This is a genomic window from Azoarcus sp. Soil_N_20 (genome assembly GCF_057656155.1).
The window spans coordinates 42,893-69,153 of record NZ_JBDGKX010000014.1 but is presented as its reverse complement, the minus strand read 5'-3'; the positions used below and the strand labels follow the sequence as shown (position 1 = coordinate 69,153).

Annotated in this window: 20 protein-coding genes; 10 read left to right on the top strand and 10 right to left on the bottom strand. The window is 66.6% G+C overall.

The window, feature by feature from the left end; translation table 11 throughout:
* The first annotated feature begins 22 nt into the window (after positions 1-22).
* Entirely contained in the window at positions 23-778 is a 756-nt protein-coding gene (locus tag AC3A35_RS22240; RefSeq protein ID WP_487438591.1) for a sulfite exporter TauE/SafE family protein, read from the top strand.
* 7 nt (positions 779-785) lie between these two features.
* Here the strand turns inward: AC3A35_RS22240 and AC3A35_RS22235 are convergent, their stop codons facing one another.
* Together AC3A35_RS22235 and AC3A35_RS22230 are read right to left on the bottom strand one after the other, a co-directional pair.
* On the bottom strand, positions 786-1,970 hold the full coding sequence (locus AC3A35_RS22235; RefSeq protein ID WP_487438590.1) for an acetate/propionate family kinase: 1,185 nt from the start codon (positions 1,968-1,970) through the stop codon (positions 786-788).
* A complete protein-coding gene (locus tag AC3A35_RS22230; protein ID WP_487438589.1) occupies positions 1,967-3,379 on the bottom strand; it encodes a bifunctional enoyl-CoA hydratase/phosphate acetyltransferase in 1,413 nt (470 codons plus the stop codon). Before AC3A35_RS22230 ends, AC3A35_RS22235 begins: the two co-directional genes overlap by 4 nt.
* 190 nt (positions 3,380-3,569) lie before the next feature.
* Between AC3A35_RS22230 and glmU the strand changes: the two genes are divergently transcribed.
* The 3 genes from glmU to AC3A35_RS22215 all read left to right on the top strand — a co-directional run bounded on the left by glmU (position 3,570) and on the right by AC3A35_RS22215 (position 8,406).
* Positions 3,570-4,928 carry a bifunctional UDP-N-acetylglucosamine diphosphorylase/glucosamine-1-phosphate N-acetyltransferase GlmU gene (gene glmU, locus AC3A35_RS22225; RefSeq protein WP_487438588.1) on the top strand — a complete coding sequence of 453 codons (1,359 nt, stop codon included), beginning with the start codon at positions 3,570-3,572 and terminating at the stop codon, positions 4,926-4,928.
* Between the two features lie 47 nt (positions 4,929-4,975).
* The gene (gene glmS, locus AC3A35_RS22220; RefSeq protein WP_487438587.1) at positions 4,976-6,802 is read left to right on the top strand and encodes a glutamine--fructose-6-phosphate transaminase (isomerizing); all 1,827 of its coding nucleotides are present in this window, start codon (positions 4,976-4,978) and stop codon (positions 6,800-6,802) included.
* Positions 6,803-7,146: 344 nt separating this feature from the next.
* Positions 7,147-8,406 carry a nitronate monooxygenase gene (locus tag AC3A35_RS22215; RefSeq protein ID WP_487438586.1) on the top strand — a complete coding sequence of 420 codons (1,260 nt, stop codon included), beginning with the start codon at positions 7,147-7,149 and terminating at the stop codon, positions 8,404-8,406.
* Positions 8,407-8,466: 60 nt separating this feature from the next.
* Here the strand turns inward: AC3A35_RS22215 and AC3A35_RS22210 are convergent, their stop codons facing one another.
* The gene (locus AC3A35_RS22210) at positions 8,467-9,729 is read right to left on the bottom strand and encodes an Hsp70 family protein (RefSeq protein ID WP_487438585.1); all 1,263 of its coding nucleotides are present in this window, start codon (positions 9,727-9,729) and stop codon (positions 8,467-8,469) included.
* 259 nt (positions 9,730-9,988) lie between these two features.
* Here AC3A35_RS22210 and AC3A35_RS22205 point away from each other — a divergent pair, with 259 nt between their 5' ends.
* From AC3A35_RS22205 to AC3A35_RS22185, 5 genes are all read left to right on the top strand, one after another.
* Complete coding sequence (locus AC3A35_RS22205) at positions 9,989-10,870, top strand: ribose-phosphate diphosphokinase (RefSeq protein WP_487438584.1); 882 nt, start codon at positions 9,989-9,991, stop codon at positions 10,868-10,870.
* Positions 10,867-11,448: a DNA-3-methyladenine glycosylase I gene (locus tag AC3A35_RS22200; protein WP_487438582.1), complete on the top strand. Its 582-nt coding sequence runs from the start codon at positions 10,867-10,869 to the stop codon at positions 11,446-11,448. Before AC3A35_RS22205 ends, AC3A35_RS22200 begins: the two co-directional genes overlap by 4 nt.
* 132 nt (positions 11,449-11,580) lie before the next feature.
* Positions 11,581-12,495, top strand: coding sequence for an FHA domain-containing protein (locus AC3A35_RS22195; RefSeq protein ID WP_487438581.1), 915 nt, complete (start codon positions 11,581-11,583; stop codon positions 12,493-12,495).
* 85 nt (positions 12,496-12,580) lie between these two features.
* A complete protein-coding gene (locus AC3A35_RS22190) occupies positions 12,581-13,558 on the top strand; it encodes an efflux RND transporter periplasmic adaptor subunit (protein ID WP_487438579.1) in 978 nt (325 codons plus the stop codon).
* Positions 13,555-16,629, top strand: a complete 3,075-nt coding sequence (locus AC3A35_RS22185) for an efflux RND transporter permease subunit (RefSeq protein WP_487438578.1) — start codon at positions 13,555-13,557, stop codon at positions 16,627-16,629. Before AC3A35_RS22190 ends, AC3A35_RS22185 begins: the two co-directional genes overlap by 4 nt.
* An 88-nt stretch (positions 16,630-16,717) precedes the next feature.
* On the opposite strand, the gene AC3A35_RS22180 is transcribed toward AC3A35_RS22185, so the two are convergent.
* The 7 genes from AC3A35_RS22180 to AC3A35_RS22150 form a co-directional block, all read right to left on the bottom strand.
* Positions 16,718-18,025 (bottom strand): TolC family outer membrane protein, encoded by a 1,308-nt coding sequence (locus tag AC3A35_RS22180; RefSeq protein ID WP_487438577.1) that lies wholly within the window; start codon positions 18,023-18,025, stop codon positions 16,718-16,720.
* 17 nt (positions 18,026-18,042) lie between these two features.
* Complete coding sequence (locus tag AC3A35_RS22175; protein WP_487438576.1) at positions 18,043-18,366, bottom strand: rhodanese-like domain-containing protein; 324 nt, start codon at positions 18,364-18,366, stop codon at positions 18,043-18,045.
* Positions 18,367-18,375: 9 nt separating this feature from the next.
* Positions 18,376-19,029, bottom strand: coding sequence for a protein-L-isoaspartate O-methyltransferase family protein (locus AC3A35_RS22170; RefSeq protein WP_487438575.1), 654 nt, complete (start codon positions 19,027-19,029; stop codon positions 18,376-18,378).
* Between the two features lie 135 nt (positions 19,030-19,164).
* A complete protein-coding gene (locus AC3A35_RS22165; protein WP_487438574.1) occupies positions 19,165-22,359 on the bottom strand; it encodes an efflux RND transporter permease subunit in 3,195 nt (1,064 codons plus the stop codon).
* Positions 22,356-23,450 (bottom strand): efflux RND transporter periplasmic adaptor subunit, encoded by a 1,095-nt coding sequence (locus AC3A35_RS22160; protein WP_487438573.1) that lies wholly within the window; start codon positions 23,448-23,450, stop codon positions 22,356-22,358. The genes AC3A35_RS22165 and AC3A35_RS22160 overlap by 4 nt, the downstream gene beginning before the upstream one ends.
* Entirely contained in the window at positions 23,447-24,091 is a 645-nt protein-coding gene (locus AC3A35_RS22155) for a TetR/AcrR family transcriptional regulator (protein WP_487438572.1), read from the bottom strand. Before AC3A35_RS22155 ends, AC3A35_RS22160 begins: the two co-directional genes overlap by 4 nt.
* Positions 24,092-24,244: 153 nt before the next feature.
* Complete coding sequence (locus tag AC3A35_RS22150; RefSeq protein ID WP_487438571.1) at positions 24,245-24,700, bottom strand: hypothetical protein; 456 nt, start codon at positions 24,698-24,700, stop codon at positions 24,245-24,247.
* A 154-nt stretch (positions 24,701-24,854) separates the two neighbouring features.
* On the opposite strand from AC3A35_RS22150, the gene AC3A35_RS22145 reads away from it, so the two are divergent.
* A complete protein-coding gene (locus AC3A35_RS22145) occupies positions 24,855-26,258 on the top strand; it encodes an aminotransferase-like domain-containing protein (protein ID WP_487438569.1) in 1,404 nt (467 codons plus the stop codon).
* Positions 26,259-26,261 lie beyond the last annotated feature (3 nt).

Here is a 26,261-nt window from a genome sequence, read left to right as displayed (position 1 = left end):
TTGATTTTTCAGGGGGCGGTGCATGGAAATGGATGTCGGCGGCTGGATCGTGACCGCCATTGCCATCTTGCTGACCGGTATTTCCAAATCCGGTCTCGGTGGATCGCTCGGCGGGTTGGCGGTGCCTTTCATGTCGATGTGGATTCCGCCGCGCGACGCGGTGGCGGTGGTGCTGCCCATCCTGATCGCGATGGACATGGTCGGCATCCGCGCGTGGCGGGGGAAGGCCGCTTGGGACGAGCTGAAGATCCTGATCCCGGCCGCCCTGCTCGGCATCGCGCTGGGCGCGCTGGCCTTCGGCGTGATGTCCGACCGGATGGTGCTGGGTGCGTTGGGCTTGATCTCGGTACTGTTTGCGGCGGATCGTCTGCTGCGCCGGGGAAGAGCCGCGCCGGCCGCCGGAACGACCGTGCCGCGCGTCTGGGCTGGGGTATGCGGCGCTGGCGCAGGCTTTACCAGCACGCTGTCGCACGCCGGCGGACCACCCCTGCTGATCTATCTCCTTGGCCGTGGCCTGCCCAGGGAGCGCTTCGTGGCGACCTCGGTATTCTTCTTCGCCGCGATCAACCTGGCCAAGCTGCCCTTCTATCTGCAGCTCGATCTGTTCAGCCGCGACACACTGCTGATGTCGGCAGTGCTCTTGCCACTGGTGCCGCTCGGGGTATGGCTGGGAATGCGCCTGCTGGCACGCATTCCCGAGCGGCCCTTCTTCTTTTTCTCGACCGCCATGCTCGGACTCGCGGGCGTCAAGCTGCTGTTCGATGCGCTGACCGGCTGAATGCTGGTCAGAGGGCGAGGACTTCGACCGTGTAGCGCGCGATCATGCCTTCCTCGTTGGTCGGCACCACCGCGACCGCAACCCGGCTGTCCGGGCTGTCGATCCGCGCGGCGTGTGCGGCGTTGGCGTCGCTGTCGATGCCAACGCCGATCCAGCCCGACAACGCCGCGACCTTTTCCCGGACCTGTGCGGCGTGTTCGCCGATTCCGCCGGTGAACACGAGGGCGTCGAGGCCGCCGGCCGCTGCCGCCAGCGATCCGAGTTCGCGGGCGATGCGGTAGCAGAACAGGTCGACGGCCTCCTTCGCTTCCGGCGCATGCGAGGCGAGCAGCGTGCGCATGTCCTGGCTGATGCCGGACACGCCGAGCAGGCCGGACTCCTTGTACAGCAGGTGGGTGAGCGCTTTCACGCCCATGCCCTTCTGTTCCATCAGGTACAGCATGACACCGGGATCGAGCGTGCCGGTGCGGGTGCCCATCATCAGGCCTTCGACCGCAGTGAAGCCCATCGTGGACGCCACGCTCTTGCCGTTGCGCAGGGCGCACATCGAGGCACCGTTGCCGAGGTGGGCGATGACGACCGCGCCATGGGCGCGCTCGCCGATGATGTCGGGCAACTTGCGCGCCACGTAATCGTAGGAAAGTCCATGAAAGCCGTAGCGCTTGATCCCTTCGGCGGTGATTGCCCGCGGCAACGCGAACGCCTGGGCGACGGCGGGCTGGGTGCGGTGGAACGCGGTGTCGAAGCAGCCGACCTGCGGGATGTTCGGCATCAGCGTGGCGACCGCCCGTACCGCGCGCAGATTGTGGGGCTGATGCAGGGGCGCGAGCGGAACGAAGGTGTCGAGTTCGCGCAGCAGCGCCTCGCTCAGCTTGACCGGGGCGCTGTACAGATCGCCGCCATGCACCACCCGGTGGCCGGCGGCGGCGATTTCGAGCTCCGGGTTGTGGGCGCCAAGCCAACGGAACAGGTGGGTCAGGGCATCGCGATGCTGTTCGCCCGTGTCGCCCCGGGTGGCGACCGGCTCATGGTGGCGCTCGCCGTTCGCATCCTTGGCGGTCAGCTCCGGCGTGGCGCCGATGCCGTCGATCTGGCCCGATAGCGCCGGCGTGGCGGCGAGCGTCGGCTCCAGCGCGAACAGCGCGAATTTCAGGCTCGAGGAGCCCGCGTTGAGCACAAGAACAGACTTCATAGTTTGGATGCCTCGCGCTTGCGGTGGGCCATGAGCTGCGCGATTGCGCACGAGGCGGCGCGGGTTTCGGCGGTGTCGGCACGGCTGGTCAGCACGATCGGCACCCGCGCACCGAGCACGACCCCGGCCATCAGCGCATCGGCGAGATACTCCAGCTGTTTGGCGACCATGTTCCCGGATTCGAGGTCCGGCACCACCAGAATGTCGGCATTGCCGGCGACCGCCGACCGGATGCCTTTGGTCTTGGCCGCAACCAGCGACACCGCATTGTCGAATGCGAGCGGACCATCGAGCAGGCCGCCGGTAATCTGCCGGCGATCGGCCATCTTGCACAGCGCGGCAGCGTCGATGGTCGAGCGCATCTTCGAATTCACCGTCTCCACCGCGGCCAGGATCGCGACTTTCGGTTCGGCGAGTCCGAGCATGTGACCGAGTTCGATCGCGTTCTGGATGATGTCGACCTTGTCTTCCAGCGTCGGCAGAATGTTGATCGCGGCGTCGGTGATCATCAGCGGGTGCGGATAGGTCGGTACGTCGGCGAGAAACACATGGCTGATCCGGCGGGCAGTGCGCAGGCCGCTGGTTTTGGATACCACCGCGCTCATCAGTTCGTCGGTGTGCAGCGAACCTTTCATCAGCGCCTCGATGCCGCCGTCGCGACACAGGGCGACCGCGGTTTCGGCCGCGGCGTGGCTGTGCGGCACGTCGACGATGCGAAAACCCTTCAGATCGAGACCGAGCTCCTCCGCCAGCGCCCGGATCTTGGCTTCCGGACCGACCAGGATCGGATCGACCAGCCCCGCATGCGCAGCCTGGATCGGGCCCCGCAGCGATTCGGCATCGCACGGATGGGCGACCGCGATCGGGATCGGCGACAGGCCGGCGGTGACGGACAGCAGATGGCGGTAACGCAATTCGCGGTCGGAAATCGTGACCTCGGGCAGCACCACGCGCGGGCGCGAGATCTTTTCGGTCGGGGCGGCAACTTCGGCACTGCCGTCGATGACCTTGAGCCCGTCCTGGTTGACCGCCAGGCAGTCGAATACGATGTGGTGATTGTGCTCGTACTTTTCCCGGCAGGTGACGGAGATGGTCAGCGTGTCGCCGATGGTGATCGGGCGCCAGAAGTTCAAGCCCTGCGACACATACACCGTGCCGGGCCCGGGGAATTCGGTCCCGAGCACGGTGGAGATCAGCGTACTGCCCCACATGCTGTGGCCGACGACTTCGCGAAACTGGCTCGAACGCGCGAATTCGGGGTCGACGTGGGTCGGATTGACGTCGCCGGACATCGCCGCGAACAGGTGGATATCCTCGGGGCGCAAGGTGCGCACGAGCTGTGCAAAGTCACCGACCTGAATCTCGTCGAAGACACGGTTCTGAATGAGCGAATGAACGGTGTGTTCCATGTCTGGCCCTTGGTATGAGTTGCGTTGCAGCATGAGCATTCTAGCCTCAGGTGTGTGACTAAAGTTGGATCCTGGGGGCGGACCGCGCGGTGCTGCACCGTGCCGTATCGCATCCGCAACATGGAGGAGGTCACGGAGCGGATCCATGCCACATGTTAGAATCGGCCCGACCAAGTTCCCGGAATTTCCCATGGAAGTCGTGATTCTCGCCGCCGGTCAAGGCAAGCGCATGCGTTCGGCCCTGCCCAAGGTGCTGCAGCCGATTGCCGGCAAGCCGATGTTGACCCATGTGTTGACGGCGGCCCGTGCACTCGACGCAAGGCGCATCTGCGTGGTCTATGGCCATGGCGGCGAAGTCGTGCGCGAGCGGCTCGATGCCCCCGATCTGGCCTGGGCGCGGCAGGAGCCGCAGCTGGGCACCGGCCATGCGGTGCAGCAGGCGCTGCCACACCTGAGCGACGGTGCGCTGGCGCTGGTGCTCTACGGCGATGTCCCGCTGATCGGCGTGCCGACCCTGACCCGGCTGGTGGCGGCAGCCGCGGAGCGCCGGCTGGCGCTGCTCACCGTGGAGCTGGACGACCCCACCGGTTACGGCCGCATCCTGCGCGATGCGGCGGGGCGGGTGGTCCGCATCGTCGAGGAAAAGGACGCCAGCGCGAACGAGCGCAAGGTGCGCGAGGTCAACACCGGCATTCTGGTGGCACCGGTCGTCCGTCTGCGTGATTGGCTGGGCCGGCTCGGCAACGACAACGCCCAGGGCGAGTATTACCTGACCGACATCATCGGCATGGCGGTGGCCGAGGATATCGAAATCGTCTCCGTGCAGCCGGACGCGGTGACCGAGACGCTCGGGGTGAACAGCAAGCCGCAGCTGGCCGAACTCGAGCGCGTGCATCAGGCCGCCATCGCCCGCCGCCTGCTCGACGAGGGCGTGACCCTGATCGACCCGGCGCGCATCGATGTGCGCGGCGAGCTGGTGTGCGGCTGCGACGTCGAGATCGACGTCAATTGCGTGTTCGAAGGCCGCGTGGAGCTTGCCGACGGCGTGCGTATCGGCGCCAACTGCGTGATCCGCGATACCCGTATCGGCGCGGGTACCCGCGTGGCCCCGTTCTCGCATCTCGACAGCACCACCATGGGTGCCGACTGCGTCATCGGCCCCTATGCCCGAACCCGTCCCGGCACCGTCCTCGGTGCGGACGTGCATGTCGGCAATTTCGTCGAGATCAAGAATAGCGTCATCGCTGACCACTCCAAGGCCAATCACCTCGCCTATGTGGGCGACGCCGACGTGGGGCGGCGGGTCAATATCGGCGCGGGCACCATCACCTGCAACTACGACGGCGCCAACAAGTTCCGCACGGTGATCGAGGACGACGTCTTCATCGGTTCCGATACCCAGCTGGTGGCGCCGGTGCGGGTCGGGCGCGGGGCCACGCTCGGTGCCGGAACCACGCTCACCAAGGATGCGCCGCCCGAACAGCTCACCGTGTCGCGCGCGAGGCAGTTCAGCATTGCCGGCTGGAAGAAACCGGTCAAGAACAAATAAACCGTTCGACAGCCCCGCTGTCGGCCAACGCCCTGAGGATCAGCGCCATGTGCGGAATCGTTACTGCAATCGCCACCAACAACGTCGTGCCCATGTTGCTCGAAGGCCTGCGCAAGCTCGAGTACCGTGGTTACGATTCGGCCGGTATCGCCGTGTTGGCGGGTGAGCTGACGCGCCTGCGCGCGGCCGGACGGGTCGCCGAACTCGCTGCGCTGGCCGATGCGCGCAAACTGGCGGCCAACGTCGGGATCGCCCACACGCGCTGGGCCACCCATGGCGTGCCGTCCGAACGCAACGCCCACCCGCACATCTCGGCGGGGCTGGCGGTGGTGCACAACGGCATCATCGAGAACTTCGCGTCGATCAAGCTCGCGCTCGAGGCGCGCGGCTACGTGTTCTCGTCCGAAACCGACACCGAGGCGATCGCCCATCTGATCCATCACAAACTCGCGTCGACGCCCGATCTGTTCGAAGCCGTCCGGCTTGCGACCAACGAGCTGGTCGGGGCCTACGCCATCGGCGTGGTCTCGGAGGCCGATCCGCTGCGCATCATCGTGGCCCGCCGCGGCTCGCCGCTGTTGCTCGGCATCGGTGACGACGGCATGTATGCGGCGTCCGATACCGCCGCACTGCTGCAGGTCACGCGCAAGGTGGTGTATCTGGAGGACGGCGATCTGGCCGAGCTGCGTCGCGACAGCTACCGCGTGATGCTCCCCGACGGCTCGCCGGTCGAGCGCGAAGTGCATATCTCCAGTCTGTCGGCCGATGCGGTCGAACTCGGCCAGTATCGACACTACATGCAGAAGGAAATCTTCGAGCAGCCGCAGGCGCTGGGCAACACGCTCGAGCTGATCGCCGGCGGCGGCTCGATCACGCCGCTGCACTTCGGTGCCCGCGCCGCCGAAGTGTTCGACGGCGTCAAGCGGGTGCTGGTGCTCGCCTGCGGCACCAGCTTTCACGCCGGGCTGGTGGCGCGCTACTGGCTTGAGTCGGTGGCGAAGATCCCGTGTACGGTCGAAATCGCCAGCGAGTACCGGTATCGCGAATCGGTCCCGGACAGCGAAACCCTGGTAGTGGTCATCTCCCAGTCGGGTGAAACCGCCGACACCCTGGCGGCACTGAAGCACGCCAAGGCGCTCGGCATGGAGCGCACACTGGCGATCTGCAACGTGCCCGAATCGGCCATCGTGCGCGAGGCGGCACTGCGCTTCGTCACCCGCGCCGGTCCCGAGATCGGGGTCGCATCGACCAAGGCTTTCACCACCCAGCTCGCCGCGCTCGCGCTGCTGACCCTGGCGCTGGCGAAGATCAATGGCCGCTTGCCGGAAGCCGAAGAGAACCGCCATCTCATCGCCTTGCGCCACCTGCCGGTGGCGGTGCAGAAGGTGCTCGAACTGGAGCCGGAGATCGAGCGCTGGGCGCAGCGCTTTGCGAGCAAGGAACATGCGCTCTTTCTCGGGCGCGGTCGCCACTGGCCGATCGCGATGGAAGGGGCGCTCAAGCTCAAGGAAATCTCCTACATCCATGCCGAAGCCTACGCCGCCGGCGAACTCAAGCACGGGCCGCTGGCGCTGGTGGACAAGGACATGCCGGTGATCGCGGTGTCGCCGGCCGACGAGCTGCTGGAAAAGCTCAAGTCCAACCTGCAGGAAGTCCGCGCCCGCGGTGGCGAGCTCTACGTGTTCGCCGATGCCGGCAGTGAAATCCCCGAGTCCGAAGGCGTGCACATCCTGCACCTGCCGGAGCACTACGGCATGCTGTCGCCGGTGCTGCACGTGATTCCGCTGCAACTGTTGTCGTATCACGCCGCGCTGGTGAAGGGCACCGATGTCGACAAGCCGCGGAACCTGGCGAAAAGTGTGACGGTGGAGTGAGCTTCCCGGCGGGCAACAGCTTCTTCGTCAATTGCCGGCACAGGACATCATTCTTCGAACACAATGCCGCGTCGCGTGACGTATCGGCATGATTGCGCTTGAGTCAGACGGTCCGGACGGCCTTGGCCGGCGCGACGGCGGGAAGTCCGGTTCCGTTGCGTCCAGGATCGGCTGCAGGCCCGTGGTGACCAGGACGGTCCGCAGCGATCGCTGACGGATGACGCGATGGATGGCGTCCATGCCTCGTTTTCGTGCATCTTTTGCTTCTTGCGCGCTGTGCACGCTGCCATCGGCGGCGCGGCTGGGCGATAATGGCGAACTGCGTCAAAACGGACACCCAAGTAATGAAGCGTGTGGATGATTTTCGCCTGCGGCTCGGTTCCCACGAACTGGTGCCGATCATGGTAGGCGGCATGGGCGTCGACATTTCGACCGCCGAGCTCTCCCTCGAGGCCGCGCGCCTTGGTGGCATCGGTCACATTTCCGATGCGATGGTGCCGACCGTTTCCGACCGGCGCTTCAACACCAAGTTCGTCAAGAACAAGCTCAAGCAGTACAAGTTCAACGTCGCCAATTCCGACAAGTCGGTGGTGCAGTTCGATCTCGGCCTGCTGGCCGAGGCCACCGCCATGCATGTGGGCAGGACCATGGAGGCCAAGCGCGGCCCTGGTCTGGTGTTCATCAACTGCATGGAAAAACTGACCATGAACAGCCCCAAGGACACCCTGCGGGCACGGCTGCTGGCGGCGATGGATCATGGTATCGACGGCATCACGCTGGCAGCGGGTCTGCACCTGGGCTCGTTTGCGCTGATTCAGGATCATCCGCGCTTCAATGACGTCAAGCTGGGCATCATCGTGTCCTCGCTGCGCGCGCTGCAGCTGTTTCTCAAGAAGAACGCCCGCACCGGCCGTATGCCCGACTACGTCGTGGTCGAAGGCCCGCTGGCCGGCGGCCACCTCGGCTTCGGCATGGACTGGGCGCAGTATGACCTCGCCACCATCGTGGCCGAGATCCACGCCTGGCTGCGGGCCGAGCACCTCGACATCCCGCTGATTCCGGCCGGCGGCATCTTCACCGGCACCGATGCGGTCAGGTTCCTCGAGAACGGCGCGGCAGCCGTCCAGGTCGCGACCCGGTTTACCGTGACCCACGAATGCGGCCTGCCCGAGGAGGCTCAGCAGGAGTATTTCAAGGCCAGTGCTGAAGACATCGAGGTCAACGGCATTTCCCCCACCGGCTACCCGATGCGCATGCTCAAGAACAGCCCGGCGATCGGCAGCGGCATCCGTCCGAATTGCGAAGCCTTCGGCTATCTGCTCGACGCCAAGGGCAACTGCCAGTACATCGATGCCTACAACCGCGAAGTGGCGGAGCACCCCGATGCGGCCAAGATCCGGGTGTGGGACAAGACCTGCCTGTGCACCCACATGCGCAACTTCGACTGCTGGACCTGTGGCCACTACACCTACCGGCTCAAGGACACCACGCACAGGAGCGCGGACGGCAGCTACCAGATCCTGTCGGCCGAACATGTGTTCCACGATTATCAGTACAGCACCGACAACATGATTGCGCTGCCTGCAGCGGCGACCGGCGCTTGAGAAACGCGGCATCTCCGGGGCGCTGCCACCGGAGATGCCGTGGCCGGGTGCCAGCCCGGTTCAGCCGTAGCGCCGTGCCGCCTGGACCGCCAGCCCGGCCCCGATGCTCCCGTACAGATCTCCTTCCACACTGCGTGCCTGCGGCAGCTCGGCAGCGATGCGCGTGCGCAATTGCGCCACGCCGCTCGCACCGCCGGTGAAGTACACCGTATCGACTCGATCCCGCGCCACCCCCGACTGGTCGAGGAGGGTGCTCACGGTCGCGGCGACCCGGTCGACCAGCACACGGGTGGCGAGGGTGAAGGCCTCGCGGGTGATGGCGTGACTCAGGCCGGGTTCCAGCCTGTCCAGCAGCAGGGTGGCCTCGGCGCTTGCCGACAGATCGATCTTCGCCTGTTCGACCTGCAGCGCCAGCCAGTGCCCCTCGCGGCGGCTGATCAGGCGTGACAGGCGATCGAGTTCCTCGCGTGCGGTCGCGTCGCGATAGATGTGCTGCAGGTCGGCGCTGACCTGCCGGCTGTAGGCAAAATTGATCGTGTGCCAGGTGGCGAGCTGAAAGAAGATGCTCGACGGGATCTCGGCGCCGTTCTTCATTTTCCCGCGATAGCCGAGCAGCGGCATCACGCATTCGAGGCTGAGCGCGCGGTCGAAGTCGGTGCCGCCGATATGCACCCCGGCGTTGCCGAGCAGGTCTTCGCGGCGATCCTCGGCCTGGGCGCGCTCCGGCGACAGGCGTACCAGCGAGAAGTCGGCGGTGCCGCCGCCGATGTCCGCGACCAGCACCAGCTCCTCGCGCTCGAGCGAGTTCTCGTAATGCAGTGCGGCGCCGATCGGCTCGAACTCGAAGCTCACCTCGCGAAAGCCCACCTGCCGTGCGATCGCCTCCAGGGTGTCCTGCGCCTTGCGGTCGGATTCGTCGTTATCATCGACGAAGTGCACCGGGCGACCGAACACCGCATGATCGAACGGGCGTCCGGCCCGAGTCTCGGCGCGCAGCTTGAGTTCGCCGATGAAGCTGGCCAGGAGCTGGCGGAAAGGCAAGGCGCGGCCGTGGACTTCGGTATGGCCGTCGATCAGGCTGCTGCCGAGCAGGCTCTTGAGCGCGCGCATCAGGCGCCCCTCGTAGCCGTCGAGGTATTCGGCGAGCGCCTCGCGGCCGAAGCAGGTGGTGTCTTCGTCGGCGTTGAAGAACACCGCCGAAGGCAGGGTCGGCCTGTCGCCCTCGAGCGCGAGCAGGGTGGCGGCACCGGGGCGCAGCCAGCCGACGGTGGAGTTGGAGGTGCCAAAATCGATTCCGCAGGCGCGGGCGGGCGCAAGACGCATGGTGAGCAATGGTGCGACGGGAGAGGGCTGCGATGCTACGCGATGCGGCGGGGCAGTGCGAGCCCGAATCGCATCGCGCTCGTCGATGGCGGCCGCGCCCGCACCGTGCTCGCGCGAGCGCGCGGGTGTAGGCTAGGCATTCTGGATGGACGGGGCGCCGGGTGCCGATCCGGCCCGCTGTGCCCCGTGCGTCCGCAACGGGATGGTCGCGGCAGCGGTTTGGCGGACGGCAGTCCGCGCCGTTAAGGGGGTTCCGAGCATGGATGGTTTGCTGTTGTACTTCGAGGACGAGCAACGGCTCGCCCGGCGGATTGCCGATGCGGCGGGGATGGGCGCGGTGTTGGTGCAGCGTCATCGTTTTCCCGATGGTGAGCTCAAGCTGCAGCTGCCGCCGGCGCTGCCCGCGCGGGTGGTGCTGTTGCGCGGGCTCAATGCGCCCGACGAGAAACTGGTCGAGCTGCTGCTGGTCGCACACACGGCGCGCACCCTGGGGGCGCGGCGCCTCGGCCTCGTTGCGCCCTATCTGGCCTACATGCGGCAGGACATGGCGTTTGCGCCGGGTGAAGCGGTCAGCCAACGGGTGATCGGCCGTTTTCTCGCGTCCTTGTTCGATGCGGTGATCACCGTGGATCCGCACCTGCACCGCGTGACCCGACTGTCCGATGCCGTTCCGGCGCAGCACGCGATCGCGCTGTCGGCGGCGCCCCTGCTCGCCGAGTTCATTGCCGCGCGCCGTCCGGGTGCGGTGCTGATCGGGCCCGACGCCGAGGCGGCGCAGTGGGTGGCCGCTGCCGCCGCACGGCACGGCTTCGAGTATGCGGTGTGCGCCAAGCAGCGCCATGGCGATCGGGAGGTCGACATCGCCCTGCCGGAGCTGGCGGTGGCCGGACGCGAGGTGGTGCTGATCGACGATGTGGCGAGCAGCGGGCAGACCCTGGCGCGCGCGGCCGAACGCTTGCTGGCAGCCGGTGCCGCATCGGTCGATGTGGCGGTCACCCATGCGCTGTTCGCCGAGGGGGCCCTGCAGACCGTACTGGGGGCCGGCGTCGGCGCAGTGTGGAGTACCGATTGCATCGCCCATCCGAGCAATGCAGTGAGCGTGGCGCCGATGCTCGCCGCGGCGCTGGGAGATCTGTCATGAACACGCGTTGTGCCTGGGTGTCGGACGATCCGCTGTATATCGACTATCACGATCGCGAATGGGGCGTTCCGGTGCGCGACGCGCGCGCGCTGTTCGAGGCGCTGGTGCTCGACGGGGCCCAGGCCGGCCTGTCGTGGATCACGGTGCTGAGAAAACGTGCGCGCTACCGGGAGGTGTTCGATGGCTTCGACCCGGCCCTGATCGTGCGCTGGGACGACGCGAAGCGCGCCGCACTGATGTCCGATCCCGGTATCATCCGCAACCGTGCCAAGATCGAGGCGGCGGTCAGCAACGCGCGGGCATGGCTGGCGCTCGAGGCGGAAGGGGTGGATCCGGTCGAGTGGCTGTGGCAGTTCGTCGGCGGCGAACCCCGGGTCAATGTCTGGCGCTCGCTGGCCGAAGTGCCCGCCCGCACCCCTGCCTCCGAGGCGATGAGCAAGGCGCTGCGGGCGCGGGGGTTCAAGTTCGTGGGGCCGACCATTTGCTATGCCTTCATGCAGGCCGTGGGGATGGTGAATGATCACACCACCGACTGCTTCCGGCATCCCGGTCATATCACCCCCGGACACGACAGGTAGCGACGTGCGGGGCCGCATCACGACCGATGACGTCTATCGACGGTAATGCTACGATCGCAGTCGACGTCAAGTGACTTTTGTCACGGAGCGGCGCGGTTCTGGTGCAGTCATACGAATAGGGCGAGGAGGCTTGTGGAGCAAGCGGGAAAAACGGTGGTGTTTGCCGATCTGACCGGCAGTACCGGCCTGTTCGAATCTGCGGGTAACGTGGTGGCGACCCATGTCGTCACCCGCTGCACGCAGGCGCTCGGGGCGCATTTTTCGCGGGCAGGCGGGTATGTCGTGAAATACCTCGGCGACGGGGTTCTGGTCATGTTCGACGATACCGTTGCCGCGATCGAGGCCTGTATCCGAACCCGCGACATCCTCCACGACCTCAACACCGAACAGTTCCGTCATGCGCCGCTCGGCTTCAAGATCGGCGTCGAGCACGGGCCGATCATCGAGCAGGATGGCGATTGCTACGGCGATGCGGTCAATGTCGCATCGCGCCTGAGCGATCGGGCCGAGGCCAACGAGATCCTGATCGGCGAGGCCGTATTCCGCCGCCTGCCCGATGTCCAGCGTCTGTCATGCAGTAGCCTCGACCGTATCGTGGTCAAGGGCAAGACCGAGCCGCTGCGGGTGTGGCGCATCGATTGGGCGCGCACCGCGGAGACCACCCTCACCATTCCGATGGAAATGCTCGAGGCACGCACCCGTGCCGCGCTGGTCCAGCGCCTCGATCTCGATCTGCTCGACCAGCACCTTCAGCTGCTCTCGTCCGACGGCCCCCTGGTGATCGGGCGCGGCGACGAGGCCGGCTTCGTGATCAACGATCCGCGGGTCTCGCGCCGTCATGCGCGCATCGAATGGACAGGCGGGCAGTGCGTGCTGAGCGATTTCAGCAGCAACGGCACCTGGGTGAATTTTGCCGGGGCCGGTGCGCCGGTGATGCTCAAGCGCGACAGCTGCATGCTGCATGGACGGGGCGAGATCGGTCTGGGCGCAACGCCCGATGACTTCACCGCACCGACCCTGTCCTTTCAGGTGCTGAACGACGCCTGAGCGTCGGCGTCCGGCTGGCTGCAGCTGCGATGAGCCGCCTTTCCCGCCTTCTCCTCCGTAGTCTGCCGTTTTCGGAACGAGCCCGATGAAGTGCCTGCCTGCCCTGCTGTTCTGCCTGTCGTCACTTGCCTTCGCGGCCGACTGGACCACTCGTCCGCTGGCCGAGATTGCGCTCTTTCCGGAGTTCCGGGCACCGGCGAGTGTGCTGGCGCGCGACGAGGCCAAGCTCGCCGCCGAGGTCAGCGCGCGGGTCGTCGCGATGCCGGTACGCCAGGGGCAGGCGGTTGAAAAAGGGGCCGAACTGGTCCGCCTCGACGACGCGACTTACCGCATCGATGTCGAGCGTGCCCGCGCGCAGGCCGAACTGGTGGACAACCGGATCCGGCTGGCCGAGGTTCAGTTGTCGCAATCGCGCGCGCTCGCGGGCAAGGGCTTCATCAGCGCTGACGGTCTGCGGATCAAGGAAACCGAACTCGCCGTGCTCGGCAGCGAGCGCGATGCGGCGCGGGCTGCGTTGCGTGCGGCCCGGCTCGCGCTGGAGCGCACCGTGGTCCGCGCGCCCTATGCTGGCGTGGTGCGCGACCGGCTGGCCAATGTCGGCGATCTGGCCGCACCCGGCTCGGCACTGCTGACTTTTTCGGCAACCGCCGATGCCGAAGTGCGGGCGCGCGTTCCGGAGGATCAGATTGCCGGGCTGCAGGCGGCCAAGGAGTGGGTGCTGCATGCCGGCGGGGCCGTGCATCGGCTGCGCATGGAGCGCATTTCGCCCCTGGTGGAGCGGGCCGGTCAGGCGCGTGAGGTGCTGCTGATCGCCGATGCCGCCCTTCCTCCCGGTCTGGCCGGAGAGTTGCGGTGGCGAAGTGCGACGCCACACCTGCCGCCCACTTACCTGCAGCAGGATGGCGGGGTCCAGGGGGTCTATGTGGAACGCGACGGGCGGCCGGTCTTCGTCGCCTTGCCCGAGGCGCAGGCCGGACGCGCGGCCGCGATCGACCTGCCTCCCGATACCCGGGTGATCGATGAGGGGCGCTTTGCCCTGACCCTGAACCGGAGCGCGCAGTGAGCGGTCTTTACCAGCGGCTGATCGACAATCACCCGCTGGCGAACATCACCTTCCTACTCGTCCTGCTGGGGGGCGTGTTCAGCTATCTGACCATGCCGCGCGCGCAGGACCCTGAGATCAACTTCAACTGGGTCAGCATCGTGACCACCCTGCCGGGCGCGTCCGCCGAGGACGTGGAGCGTGAATTGACCGGGCCGCTCGAAGACGCGATCAAGCAGGTCAAGGACATCCGCTTTGTGTCCTCGTCGAGCCGGGAGTCGGTGTCGTCCATTCTGGTGCGTTTCGAAGAGGTCGGGGAGCGCACCTTCGACAAGCGGATCAACGACTTGCGACGCGAGATCCAGAACAAGGCCGCAGCCGAACTGCCTCCCGATGCGAACGATCCGCAGGTGCTCGAGATCACCTCGTCGAACGGATTTCCGACCGCGATCCTGGTGCTGTACGGTAACAGCGGCGAAGCCTTGCGCTCGACCGCCTTCGAGGTCAAGAAGGATCTCGAGCGGGTCAGTGGGGTCGATCAGGTGATCGCGGCGGGTTTCGATGATCCGCAACTGCAGGTGAATTTCGATTCGGCCCGGGTGGCTGCGGCGGGTTTGTCGCCGCTCGAGGTCGCCGACGCGGTGGGGGCGTGGTTCCGCAACACGCTGGGTGGGCGGATTCCGGTGCAGGATCGCGAGTGGCTGGTGCGCATCGAAGGCAAGACCGCGGATCCCGAAGTGCTGGCCGGCGCCGCCGTGGTGACACCACAGGGCCGGGTGACGCTGGACGAGATCGCCACCGTCGAGCGCGGACACGAGCGCGCCACCCAACTGGTGAGCTACCACGATCGCCGTGCCGTGATGCTGTCGATCACCAAGGATGCCCGTGCCAACACGCTGGAACTGGTCGAGCGCCTCGGCGGCTTCGTGGCCGACCGCAATGTATTGCTGGCGGCGCAGGGGCTGCAGCTCGCCCTGGTCGACGATCAGACCCATGCCACCCGCAGTGCGATCGGCATCATGGAGTCGAACGCGGTATTCGGCCTGATCGCGGTGTTGGGCATGTGCTGGATCTTTCTCGGTTCGCGACTCGCCCTGCTGGTCGGGATCGGGGTGCCGTTTGCGCTCGCCGGTACCTTCATTGCGGTCGATCTGATCGATTCCACGCTCAATCTCACCGTGCTGCTGGGCGTGGTGATCGCCCTCGGCATGCTGGTGGATGACGCGGTGGTGATCGTCGAGGCGATCTATTACCGTCTGCAGCGCGGTGAGCCCGCGCATGACGCGGTGACGGCCGCCGTGGCCGAGGTAGGGCTGCCGGTGCTCGCCTCGGTGCTGACCACGATCGCGGCCTTCTTGCCGCTGATGTTGCTGCCCGGCATCCTGGGCAAGTTCATGTTCATCGTGCCCTTCGTGGTGACGGTCGGTTTGCTGGTGAGCCTGTTCGAGGCCTTCTGGATCCTGCCCACCCACGTCCTTGCACTGCGCCCCGACGCGGCCCGACGCAGTCGGGCGCAGGAGCTACGCGAACGGTTTACCCACCGGGTGCGGGTCAAGTACTCGCAAGCCCTGGTGTTCGTGCTGCGGCGGCCGAAGCGGACGCTGGCCGCGCTCCTGCTGGTGATGGCGGGAGCGGGGGGCGCGCTGGGTGCAGGCTTGGTGAAGGTGGAGTTTTTCGCCTTCGATTCGATGCGGCTGTTCTACGTCAGCGTGGATCTGCCTCCCGGCGTCACCCTGGAGCGCTCCCTCGCGGAGACGAACCGCGCGCTCAAGGTGGTGGAGTCGGCACTGGATGGCGCCGAACTGCGGGCGGTGACCAGCTATGCCGGGATCAAGTTCACCGACACCGAGCCGGTCTACGGCGATCAGTACGGGCAGGTGCTGGTTTCGCTATTGCCGCGAAAGGGGGACATGCGGGATACCGCCGAGATCATTGCCGGCCTGCGTCCGCAGATCGAGGCCCTCGGCGGCGAGGCCCGTTTTTCCTTCCTCGAGCTCAAGGGCGGCCCGCCGACGGCGCGGCCGATCAGCATCAAGGTCAAGTCCGACGACTACGCCCAGCTGCGGGCGGCGGCCGATGCGCTGCTCGCCGAAGTGGCGAAGCTGCCGGGCGTGCACGACATTACCGACGACGATATGCCCGGCCGGAGCGAACTGCGCCTGGTGCTGAACCGCGAGAAGCTGTCACGGGCGGGGGTCAGCGCCGGCGAGGTGTCGCGCCTGCTGCGCCTGTATGGCGAGGGCGAAATGGTCGCCACCACGCGCGACGGCGGCGAAAAGGTCGAGGTCGTGGTACGCGCCCGGCCCGAGGCGCTGAACGACATCGCCGAGTTTCTGCAGCGACCGGTGCAGCTGGACGACGGCAGCAGCGTGCATCTTGGCGGACTGGTGGATCACCAGATCCGTTTGTCCAAGGGCTACATCCGTCACTACCAGCTGACCCGTGCGATCACCGTCGAGGCCGAGATCGACAAGGCGCAGATCGACACCGTGAGCGCGAACGAGCGTCTGAAGACGGCATGGGCCGCGATGCGGGCACAGTATCCGTCGGTCGAGCTGGACTACTCGGGCGAGCTCGAGGATATCCAGGAAAGCATCGATTCGATGAGCAAGCTGTTTGCGCTCGGCGTGGGCCTGATCTACCTGATCCTCGCGACCCAGTTCCGCAGCTACTGGCAGCCGTTCATCATCCTGGTGACCGTGCCGCTCGCCTTCACCGGGGTGGTGCTCGGCCTGCTGATCTCGGGCAATCCGCTGTCGCTCTATACGCTTTACGGCGTCATCGCCCTGACCGGCATTGCGGTCAATTCGGCCATCGTGCTGATCGATGCCGCCAACGAGCGCCGCGCCGCGGGCATGAGCGTGCACCATGCCGCGATCTACGCCGGGCGCCGCCGCGTGGTGCCGATCCTGATCACCTCGACGACCACGATCGGCGGGCTGCTGTCACTTGCCATCGGCCTGGGTGGGAAGTCGCTGATGTGGGGGCCGGTGGCGGCGAGCATCGTCTGGGGGCTCGGATTCTCCACCGTGCTCACCCTGTTTGCGATTCCGCTGATCTACCGGATGGCAATGGGACGGGGTGCCGCCTGAGCGGGGCCTGGCTGGAGCAGGATGGGTTGTGGTGGCCGCGGCGGACAGGCGCCGGGCCCGTCGGCCGACGGTGCTACCGACGCGGGCGCTACTGATCGATGAGGAGCGCGTTGATCGCCTGCACGTCGTCTTCTCCCAGCGTGCCGGCGGCCGCCTTCAGGCGCAGTTGGGCAAGCAGGGTGTCGTAGCGCGCGCGGGACAGGCGCTGCAGGGTATCGGCAAGCTGGCTCTGGGCGTTGAGCACGTCGATGTTGATCCGTACGCCGACTTCGTAGCCGAGCTTGTTGGCATCGAGCGCGGAGATCGACGAAATTCTGGCCGCTTCCAGTGCCCGAACCTGGGCCATGCCGCTGGTCACGCCAAGATAGGACTGGCGGGCGGCGAGGGCGGCGCTGCGGCGGGCGTCTTCGAGGTCGGCGTCGGCCTTGAGCTTGAGCGCGGCCGCTTCACGTTCGCGCGAGGAAATGCCGCCGCCCTGAAAGAGCGGCACGTTGAGGCGCAGACCGATGGCCGTGCTCTCGCTGCGCCCGATCTGGTTCGTGGGGCGCTTGCTGAGCGCGTGGGTGGCGACGAGGTCGACGGTGGGCAGATGTCCGGCGCGCGCGCGCTCGACTTCGCGGATGGCGATCTCGCGTGTCAGTTGCTGCGCCTGCACCCCGATGCTGCCTTGCTCGGCCGCAACCACCCATTCGCCGATGTTGTCGGGCTGAGGCCGCTGCAGCGCCACGCCCGGACGCAGCCGGGCAAGCGGCTCGGGCTCCTTGCCGATGACCTGGGCGAGGGTCTGGCGACGCACGTCGAGCTCGTTCTGCGCCGCGATCTCCTGCGCCGAGGCAAGATCGAAACGGGACTGCGCTTCGTGGACGTCGGTGATCGTCACCGTGCCGACTTCGAAACTGGTCTTGGAGATCTCCAGCTGCTCGGCCGCCGCCGTGCGCAACTGACTGACCGCCTCCAGCGCATCCTGCGCATTGAGCACGTTGAAGTAGGCGTCGGCCGCGCGCAGGACAAGATCCTGCCGCGCCAGATCAAACTGGCTGCCGGCAAGGGCGGTCTGCAGTTCACCCTGCTTGTACTGCACCCAGTTCTGCCACCGGAACAGCGGCTGGGTGAGCTGCACGGCATAGCCGTTGCTGTTGAACCGGCTATCGCGCTGGATGCCGAACGCGTCGTCCGAGTCCAGCTCGTTCCAGGTCGTATTGGCCGAGGCATCGATCGTGGGCAACAGCCCGGCGCGGCCCTGCACCACCCTTTCCTGCCCGGCCTCGAGCTGGGCGCGGGCGGCCGAGAACACCGCGTCGTTGGCGAGCGCATCACGGTACACCTGCATCAGGTCGGCAGCGAACGCGCCGCCCGCAACCAGGCTGGAAAGACATACCGCAATCACTCGCTTCATCGGGTTCTCCGTGGTTCTCAGTACTGGGGCATTTGTGGATCGACCCGGGCGGACCATTCGTTCACACCGCCGGCAAGGTTGATCACCTTGCCGAAGCCCTGACGTTCGAGAAACATCGCAACCTGCGCACTGCGGCCACCATGATGACAGATCACCACGATCTCGCGCTCGGGGTCGAGTTCGTTGCTGCGGGCGGGAACCGCGCCCATCGGTATCGCTTGCGAGCCCTCGATGTGACAGAGCTGGAACTCCCAGGGTTCGCGCACATCGAGCAGCAGCGGCGCCGGGCGCCGCGGGTCATCGAGCCACTCGGCAAGTTCTACGGGAGATATCTGGCGCATGGCGATCGGTCAGAAGCTGAAGCTGTCGTGACGTGCCGCATTGCGCAGCATCGGCACCATGGTTTCAAAGATGTCCTCGGTGCGGAAACGGCCTTCGGACTCGCAGCTCACCAGGCGCGCCTTCATCACCGGCGCTTCGCCGACGAAGGCAAACAGGCGACCGCCGACCTTCAGTTGCGCGAGCAGCGACTGCGGCACGAAGGGCAGGCCGCCGGAGACCACGATCACGTCGTAAGGCGCACGCTCCGCCCAGCCCTGGGCGGCATCGCCTTCCTCGACGATCACGTTGTCGACGCCGTTGCGGGCGAGGTTGGCGGATGCGAGCTTCACCAGTTCGGGTTCGATGTCGATGGTGCGCACCCACTCGGTCTTGGCCGCGAGCAGGGCAGCGAAATAACCCGAGCCGGCGCCGATTTCGAGGACCGAGTCGGAGCGGTGGAGCTGCAGCGATTGCAGGATCTTGGCCTCGATCACCGGTTTGAGCATGACCTGGCCGCAGGGCAGCGGGATCTCCACCTCGGCAAAGGCCAGCGAACGGCTGGCGGAAGGCACGAATTCCTCGCGCTTGACGGTCATCAGAAGGTCGAGCACGCCCTGATCCAGCACCTCCCAGGGGCGAATCTGCTGCTCTACCATGTTGAAGCGCGCTTGTTCGAAATTCATCAGGTACTCCTGGCGAAATATTAGCACACGCTAATGTATTAAGTGTTCAAACGAAAAACTTTCGTATTCTAGCGTAGTTGGTGCACCGCACGCCTGCAGTGGGGGGCGACGGGCCGGTGGGAGCAGCATGGTTCGTCACCGCCCCGCGACCGCCGCGGGCGACGCGCTCGGGCCGGGGGCCGGTTTGACCCGGAACCACGCGGCGTAAAGCGCGGGCAGGAACAGCATGGTCAACAGCGTGGCCACGGTCAGCCCGCCCATGATCGCCACCGCCATCGGGCCGAAGAACGCCGAGCGCGACAGCGGGATCATCGCCAGGATTGCCGCGGCCGCGGTCAGCATGATTGGGCGGAAGCGGCGCACGGTGGATTCCACGATCGCCTCCCAGGGCGCGTGGCCTGCGTGCAGGTCCTGTTCGATCTGGTCGACCAGGATCACCGAGTTGCGCATGATCATGCCCGACAGGGCGATCGTGCCGAGCATGGCGACGAAGCCGAAGGGTTTGTCGAACGCGAGCAGGAAGGCGGTGACGCCGATCATGCCGAGCGGCGCGGTCAGCACCACCATGAAGGTGCGCGAGAAGCTCTGCAGTTGCAGCATCAGCACGGTCAGCACCACCAGCACGAAGAGCGGGACGCCGGTCACGACCGAGCTGCCGCCCTTGCCACTCTCCTCGACCGAGCCGCCGACTTCCAGCCGATAGCCCAGCGGCAGACTGCCGCGGATGGCGTCGATCGGCGCGGCGAGCTGGCCCACCACCACCGCAGGCTGGGTCGTGCCATACAGCGTGGCGCGGACGGTCACGGTCGGGATGCGGTTGCGGCGCCACACCACGCCCTCCTCGAAGCCGTATTCGGCGGTTGCGACCTGGGCCAGCGGCACGCTGCGGCCGTCGGCCACCGGCACCGACAGATCCGGCAGCAGACCGAGCTGCACGCGTTCGGACGCGGCGCCGCGCAGCACCACCGAGATGGTTTCGCTGCCCTCGCGGAACTGGGTCACGGTCGTGCCCTGCAGCGAGGTGGCGAGCAGTTGCGCGACGTCCTGGCTGGAGACGCCGAGCAGACGCGCCTTGTCCTGGTCGATCTTGAGGTGCACGGCCTTCGACGGCTCCTCCCAGTCGAGGTGGACGTTGGAGAGTTGCGGATTACGCCGCATCGCATCGGCGACCTGGTGGGCGATGCGACGCATTTCGCTGGCGTCCTGTCCGCTTACCCGGTATTGCACCGGAAACCCGACCGGCGGGCCGTTCTCGAGGCGACTGATGGCCGCCTGTAGCGGCCACGGTTCGTCCTCGAACAGCCGGATCAACTTGGCGCGCAGCGCCTCGCGCTCGGCCGTGTTCTTGGTCAGGATCACGAACTGGGCAAAGTTGGTCTGCGCCAGTTGCTGATCCAGCGGCAGGTAGAAGCGCGGACTGCCGCCGCCGAGCCAGGCCACGTAGTTGTCGATTCCGTTCTGGCGGTCGAGATAGGCTTCGAGGCGCTTCACCGCAGCCTCGGTCGCCCGGTGCGAGACGCCTTCGGCCAGGCGCAGGTCGACCAGCAGCTCCGGCCGGGTGGAGTCGGGGAAGAACTGCTGCGGAACCAGACGCACGAAGGCGACCATCGATAGCCCGAAGAGCAGCACGGTGAGCCCGATCACCAGCCAGCGCCGGCGCACGCAGCCGTCAACGAGGGCGCGAAAGCGGGTGTAGAAGGGCGTGTGATAGATCGCGAACTCGTCGTGTTGCTCATGGCGGTGTGCTGCGCGTTCTGCCAACCGCCGGCCGAGAGCGGGCGACACGCGCGCGGCAAGACGTGCGAGCGGCGACGGTTTGCCGTTCTGCTTGCGAAAGTCCGGCAGCAGGTGGAAACCCAGATAGGGCACGAACAGCACCGCGGCGACCCACGACACCAACAGCGCGATCACCGTGACTTGGAAGATCGAGCGGGTGTACTCGCCGGTGCTCGACGCTGCGGTGGCGATCGGCAGGAAGCCGGCCGCGGTCACCAGCGTGCCCGACAGCATCGGCATCGCGGTCGAGGTGTAGGCATAACTCGCTGCCTTGGCGCGCTCCCAGCCCTGTTCCATCTTGGTCGCCATCATTTCCACCGCGATGATGGCGTCGTCGACCAGCAGGCCGAGCGCAATGATCAGCGCGCCGAGCGAGATCTTGTGCAAACCGATGTCGAACAGATCCATGAACACGAAGGTGATCGACAGCACCACCGGGATGATGATCAGCACCACCACGCCGGTGCGCAGCCCGAGCGAGATCAGGCTCACCGCCATCACGATCGCCACCGCCTCGATCAGGACCTTGACGAACTCGCCGACCGAGCTGCGCACCGCCCGCGGCTGGTCGGCCACCCGTTCGAGCCGGATGCCCACCGGCAGCTGGGCCTCGATCCGGCCGACGGCGGCGTCGAGATCGCGACCGAGCGCGACGATATCGCCACCGGCACGCATCGACACCCCGATCCCGAATGCGTCCTCGCCCATGAAGCGCATGCGCTCGCCCGGCGGGTCGACCAGCCCGCGCCGGATCTCGGCCACGTCACCGAGGCGGAAGGCCCGTCCGCCAGCCCGGATCAGGGTGTCGCGAATCGCATCGAGATCGTCGAACTGGCCCGAGGTGCGCAACCAGATGCGCTCGTCGGCGCTTTCGAAAAATCCGGCGCCGGTCTCGGCGTTCTGCGCCGACAGCGCGCCGGCGATGTCGGCAATATCGAGGCCGAAAGTGGCGAGCTTGGTGTTCGACAGTTCAATGAAGACGCGCTGCGACTGCTCGCCGAAGAAGCTGACCTTGGCGACGTCGGGAATCCGCAGCAACTCGTTGCGGATCGCATCCGCGTTGCGTTTGAGCTCTGCATGCGGCACGCCGGCGCCGACCAGGGCGAACAGGTTGCCGTAAGTGTCGCCGAACTCGTCATTGAAGTACGGCCCCTGCACGCCCGTCGGCAGCGTGGCGCGGATGTCGCCGACCTTCTTGCGCACCTGGTACCAGACCTCCGGCATGTCGCGTGCCGGGGTCGAATCCTTGGCGAGGAAGAACACCAGCGCTTCGCCAGGCTTGGAGTAACTGCGTACTACGTAGACTTGAGCGACTTCCTGCAACTTCTTCTCGATCTTGTCGGTAACCTGCTGTTCCACCTCGCGTGCGCTGGCACCGGGCCATTCGGCACGTACCACCATCGCCTTGAAGGTGAATGGCGGATCTTCCGACTGCCCCAGGCGGGTGTAGGAGAGCAGCCCGATCAGGGTCAGTGCGATCAGGAAATACAGCACCAGGGCCGGATGCTGCAGGCCCCATCCCGAGATGTTGAAGCGCGACTCGTCGGCTTTCATCGCTTTACATCCAGCGCGGGTGCGCTGCCTTCCTCGATCGGACGCACGGTTTCGCCGGCGACCAGCTGATGCACGCCGGCGACGACCACCCGGGTTCCCGGCGCGAGCGTGCCGCGCAGCACGGCGCCATCCTCGCGGAAGGCGACGATCTCGACCGTGTGCGGCGCAACCGCGCCGGCGTCATCGACCAACCATACCGATGCCTGGCCGTTGTGGCGGGTAACCGCATTCAAGGGCAGTACGCTCTGCTGCGGGGCGACGCTGCCGAGGGCGATGCTGGCGGTGGCGCCGAGCGGCAGATCGTCACCGTCGGCGATGCTCACGCGTACCGCATAGGTCCGGGTCGCACGATCGGCCGCGGGCGAGACCTCGCGCACCACCCCGGCGCGGGACTGTTCCGGCGCAAGCCACAGCCGGACGGCGGCCGGCGCGCCCGGTGCAAGCTGCTGCACCCGGCTCTCGGGCACGTGGACGAGCACTTCGCGGTCTCCCGGGCGGGCCAGGCGCAACACCGTCTGTCCGGCGGCGACCACCTGACCCGCCTCGGCGACGACCGCAGTGACGATGCCCTCGCTGTCGGCGGCCAGTTCGGTGTACGCAGTCTGATTGCTCGCGGTCGCGGCCTGAGCGCGGGCCTGGCGCAGACGCGCAGCGGCCGCCTGCATCGCGGTGCGTCGGGTATCCACCGCGGAAGCACTGATGAAGTTCTTCGCCAGCAGGGTTTCGGTGCGCGCCAACTCGGCGCGCGCCAGCGCCGCATCGGCCTCGGCCGCGGCCACCTGGGCGGTGGCCGCACTCGCTGCGAGGCGGGCATCCTGCGGGTCGAGGCGGGCGAGCACCTGGCCGCGACTGACACGGGCGCCCGCATCCACCTTGCGTTCGATCAGCTTGCCGCCGAGCCTGAAGGCCAGGTCGCTTTCGAAACGGGCGCGGATCTCGCCAGTGTAGACCTGCATCACCGGCGCCCCGACGTCCTCGCCCACGGTGCGCACCAGCACCGCACGGGGGGTCGGGGCGGTGGCCGGCGGCGGCGAGCAGGCGGACAGCGACAGCAGCAGTGGCAGCGCATACAGCGCGGGCAGTGGCTTCATTGGGGTACTCCGGGGCGGACGGTGAGCCCGTTGAGGACCAGATCGATGTGAGCGTCGACATAGGCCTGCGCGTCGAGTCCGTTGTCGCAGCATGCGGCAAACGAGTTGCGCCAGTTCGCGAGGTGGATCAGCGGGGCGATCAGCAGGGCGCCGATCAGCGCCGGATCGACCGGACGAAAAATGCCCTGGTCGATGCCGCGCTGGACCACGGTGCGCAGCAACGCGAGACCGCGCTGGATCACCGCTTCGTGGTAGTAGCGGGCAACCTCGGGAAAGTTGCCGGCCTCAGACATCATCAGCTTCGGGATGCCGCCGAGGGCGGTGCTGCCGATACGATCCCACCAACCTTGTAAAACGAAGCGCAGCAGGGTGGCCGGGTCGTCGGCCTGCCCGGCGAGCATCGCCTCGCCGGCTTCGATCGCCGGGATCACCCCTTCGCGGATCACCGCCTGGAAGAGCGCTTCCTTGCTGTCGAAGTAGAGATAGAGCGTTCCCTTGGAAACGCCTGCCCGCGCGGCGACTTCATCGAGCCGGGTGGCGGCGAAGCCCTTTTCGACAAACAGCGTCAGCGCGGCCGCGGTCAATTCCTGGGGCCGCGCTTCCTTGCGCCGACGGCGCGGGGCGTTGCGTTCAGCGGACATCCGGATACCTTCCGCTGATGAGGGGGATGACGCGGTCCGGCGTGTGCCGTGCGGTGGTCTGCGGGCACTGATCGATGGGGAAATTCATCACGGCTCGTTCTGTTAATAACTGACTGGTTAGTCATTAAAGACGAGCCGGATGGATCCCGCAAGTTAATCTTTTGTTGGCGCTTCCCGCATTGCATGCAGCGTTTTTGCGCTGGAATGGCAGCCCGGGCGGAAGGGGAGTTGCAGCGCCACCATGCTCACCCGCCCCGGAACCGCGGTCTCCGGGTGGGTCTCCGACTGCCATTGGCGCACCACCTTCAGGCTGCGCGCGTCGATGACCACGCCGCCCTGAGCGCTCCACAGCCATAGCCGGTTCTCCGCCGCGTCGAGCGCCATCGCACCGGGGCACAGGGTCGCCGGGAGCGGAACGGCCCCCAGCGGGGTAATGCCGCCGCGGATCGAGAACACCTCGAGCCGGGTACGCGCCGCGTCGAGTCGGAAGATCGATTGCCGTTCCGGCCACAGGAGTTCGATCTGGCCATCAGCCGGCACGACACCGCAGCCCGCAAGCAGGGCCGCCGTCAGCAGCAGGGGAAGCAGGAATTTCCGGTTCGGGCGCATGTCGGTCTCCTTGACAATCGTTCATCGTCAGTCAGACACTACCTGACACTTGTCGATCTTGAACGGACACATTGTGTGGCGATGCGCTGAATCGTATCGGTCGTGCGAGCAGTACAGGTCCATGCACATGGACTGGTGAATTCAGGAGGAAGAGATGCTGATGGTCAGTCTGGACAATACGCAGGCCATGCCGCTGGTGGAGCAGATTGTCGATGCGGTACGCACCCAGATCGACGATCGCATCCTGCGCCCGGGCATGAAAATGCCACCGATCCGCAAGCTGGCAGAGCGCCAGCAGGTGAGCCGCTTTACCGTGGTCGAGGCCTACGACCGGCTGGTGGCCTTGGGCTATCTGCGTTCGCGCCGCGGCTCCGGCTTCTATGTCGCGCCCCGGCACGAAGGCGGCGAAGGGCGTCAGTTGGCGAGTGTGGACCGGGCGGTGGACGTCGCCTGGATGATGCGTCAGGCGCTCGATGATCGGCCGGGGCAGATCAAGGCCAGCGCCGGCTGGCTGCCATCCGACTGGCTTGATGGCGAAGGCTTGCGCCGCCACCTGCGCAGTTTGTCGCGGCGCCCCGATGCGCGCCTGACCGCCTATGGCACCGCACAGGGCTATCTGCCGCTGCGCCAGCAGTTGCAGATCAAGCTGGCCGAATTCGGCATCGGCGCCGCGCCGCATCAGATCGTGCTCACCGAGGGCGCCACCCGCGCCCTCGACATCCTTGCCCGTCATCTGGTCAAGCCGGGCGACACCGTGCTGGTGGATGATCCGGGCTACTTCAATTTCTTCGGCAACCTGCGGCTGCAGGGGGCCACGCTGGTGGGCGTGCCGCGCAACCTCGACGGCCCCGACGTCGAGCAGCTCGAAGCCCTGCTCGCCCACCACAAGCCGCGCGTGTTCTTCACCCATTCGGTGCTGCACAACCCGACCGGCGCCAACCTGTCGCCGGGGGTGGCCTTCCGTATCCTGCAGCTGGCGGAGAAGCACGACTTCCTGGTGATCGAGGACGACACCTATGCCGATTTCCACCCCCACGCCACCACCCGTCTGGCCAATCTCGACCAGCTCAACCGGGTGATCTTCGTCGGCAGCTTTTCCAAGACCCTGTCGGGCAGCCTGCGGGTGGGCTTCCTCGCCGCGCGCCCGGACCTCGCCGCCGAGCTGACCGACGTGAAAACGCTCACCACGGTGGCGTCGAGCGAGTTCAACGAGCAACTGGTGTACCAGATGCTCACCGACGGTCACTACCGCAAGTACATCGATCGCCTGCAGGGGCGTCTCACCCAAGCCACCGACGCGTGCCTGCGCATGCTCGAGCGGGTAGGACTGGAGGTGTATCTGGAGCCCAAAGGCGGCGTCTTCCTGTGGGCGCGGCCACCCGGTATCGAGGATGCCGCATGCCTGGCCTCAGCCGCCGCCGCGCAAGACATCATGCTCGCCCCCGGCAAGGTCTTCCGCCCGCAGATGCAGCCCAGCCCCTGGCTGCGCTTCAATGTCGCTTTTGCGACCGTGCCCAAGGTCGAGCGCTTCCTGGGCGAGGCGCTGGCTGCGAGGTGAGCA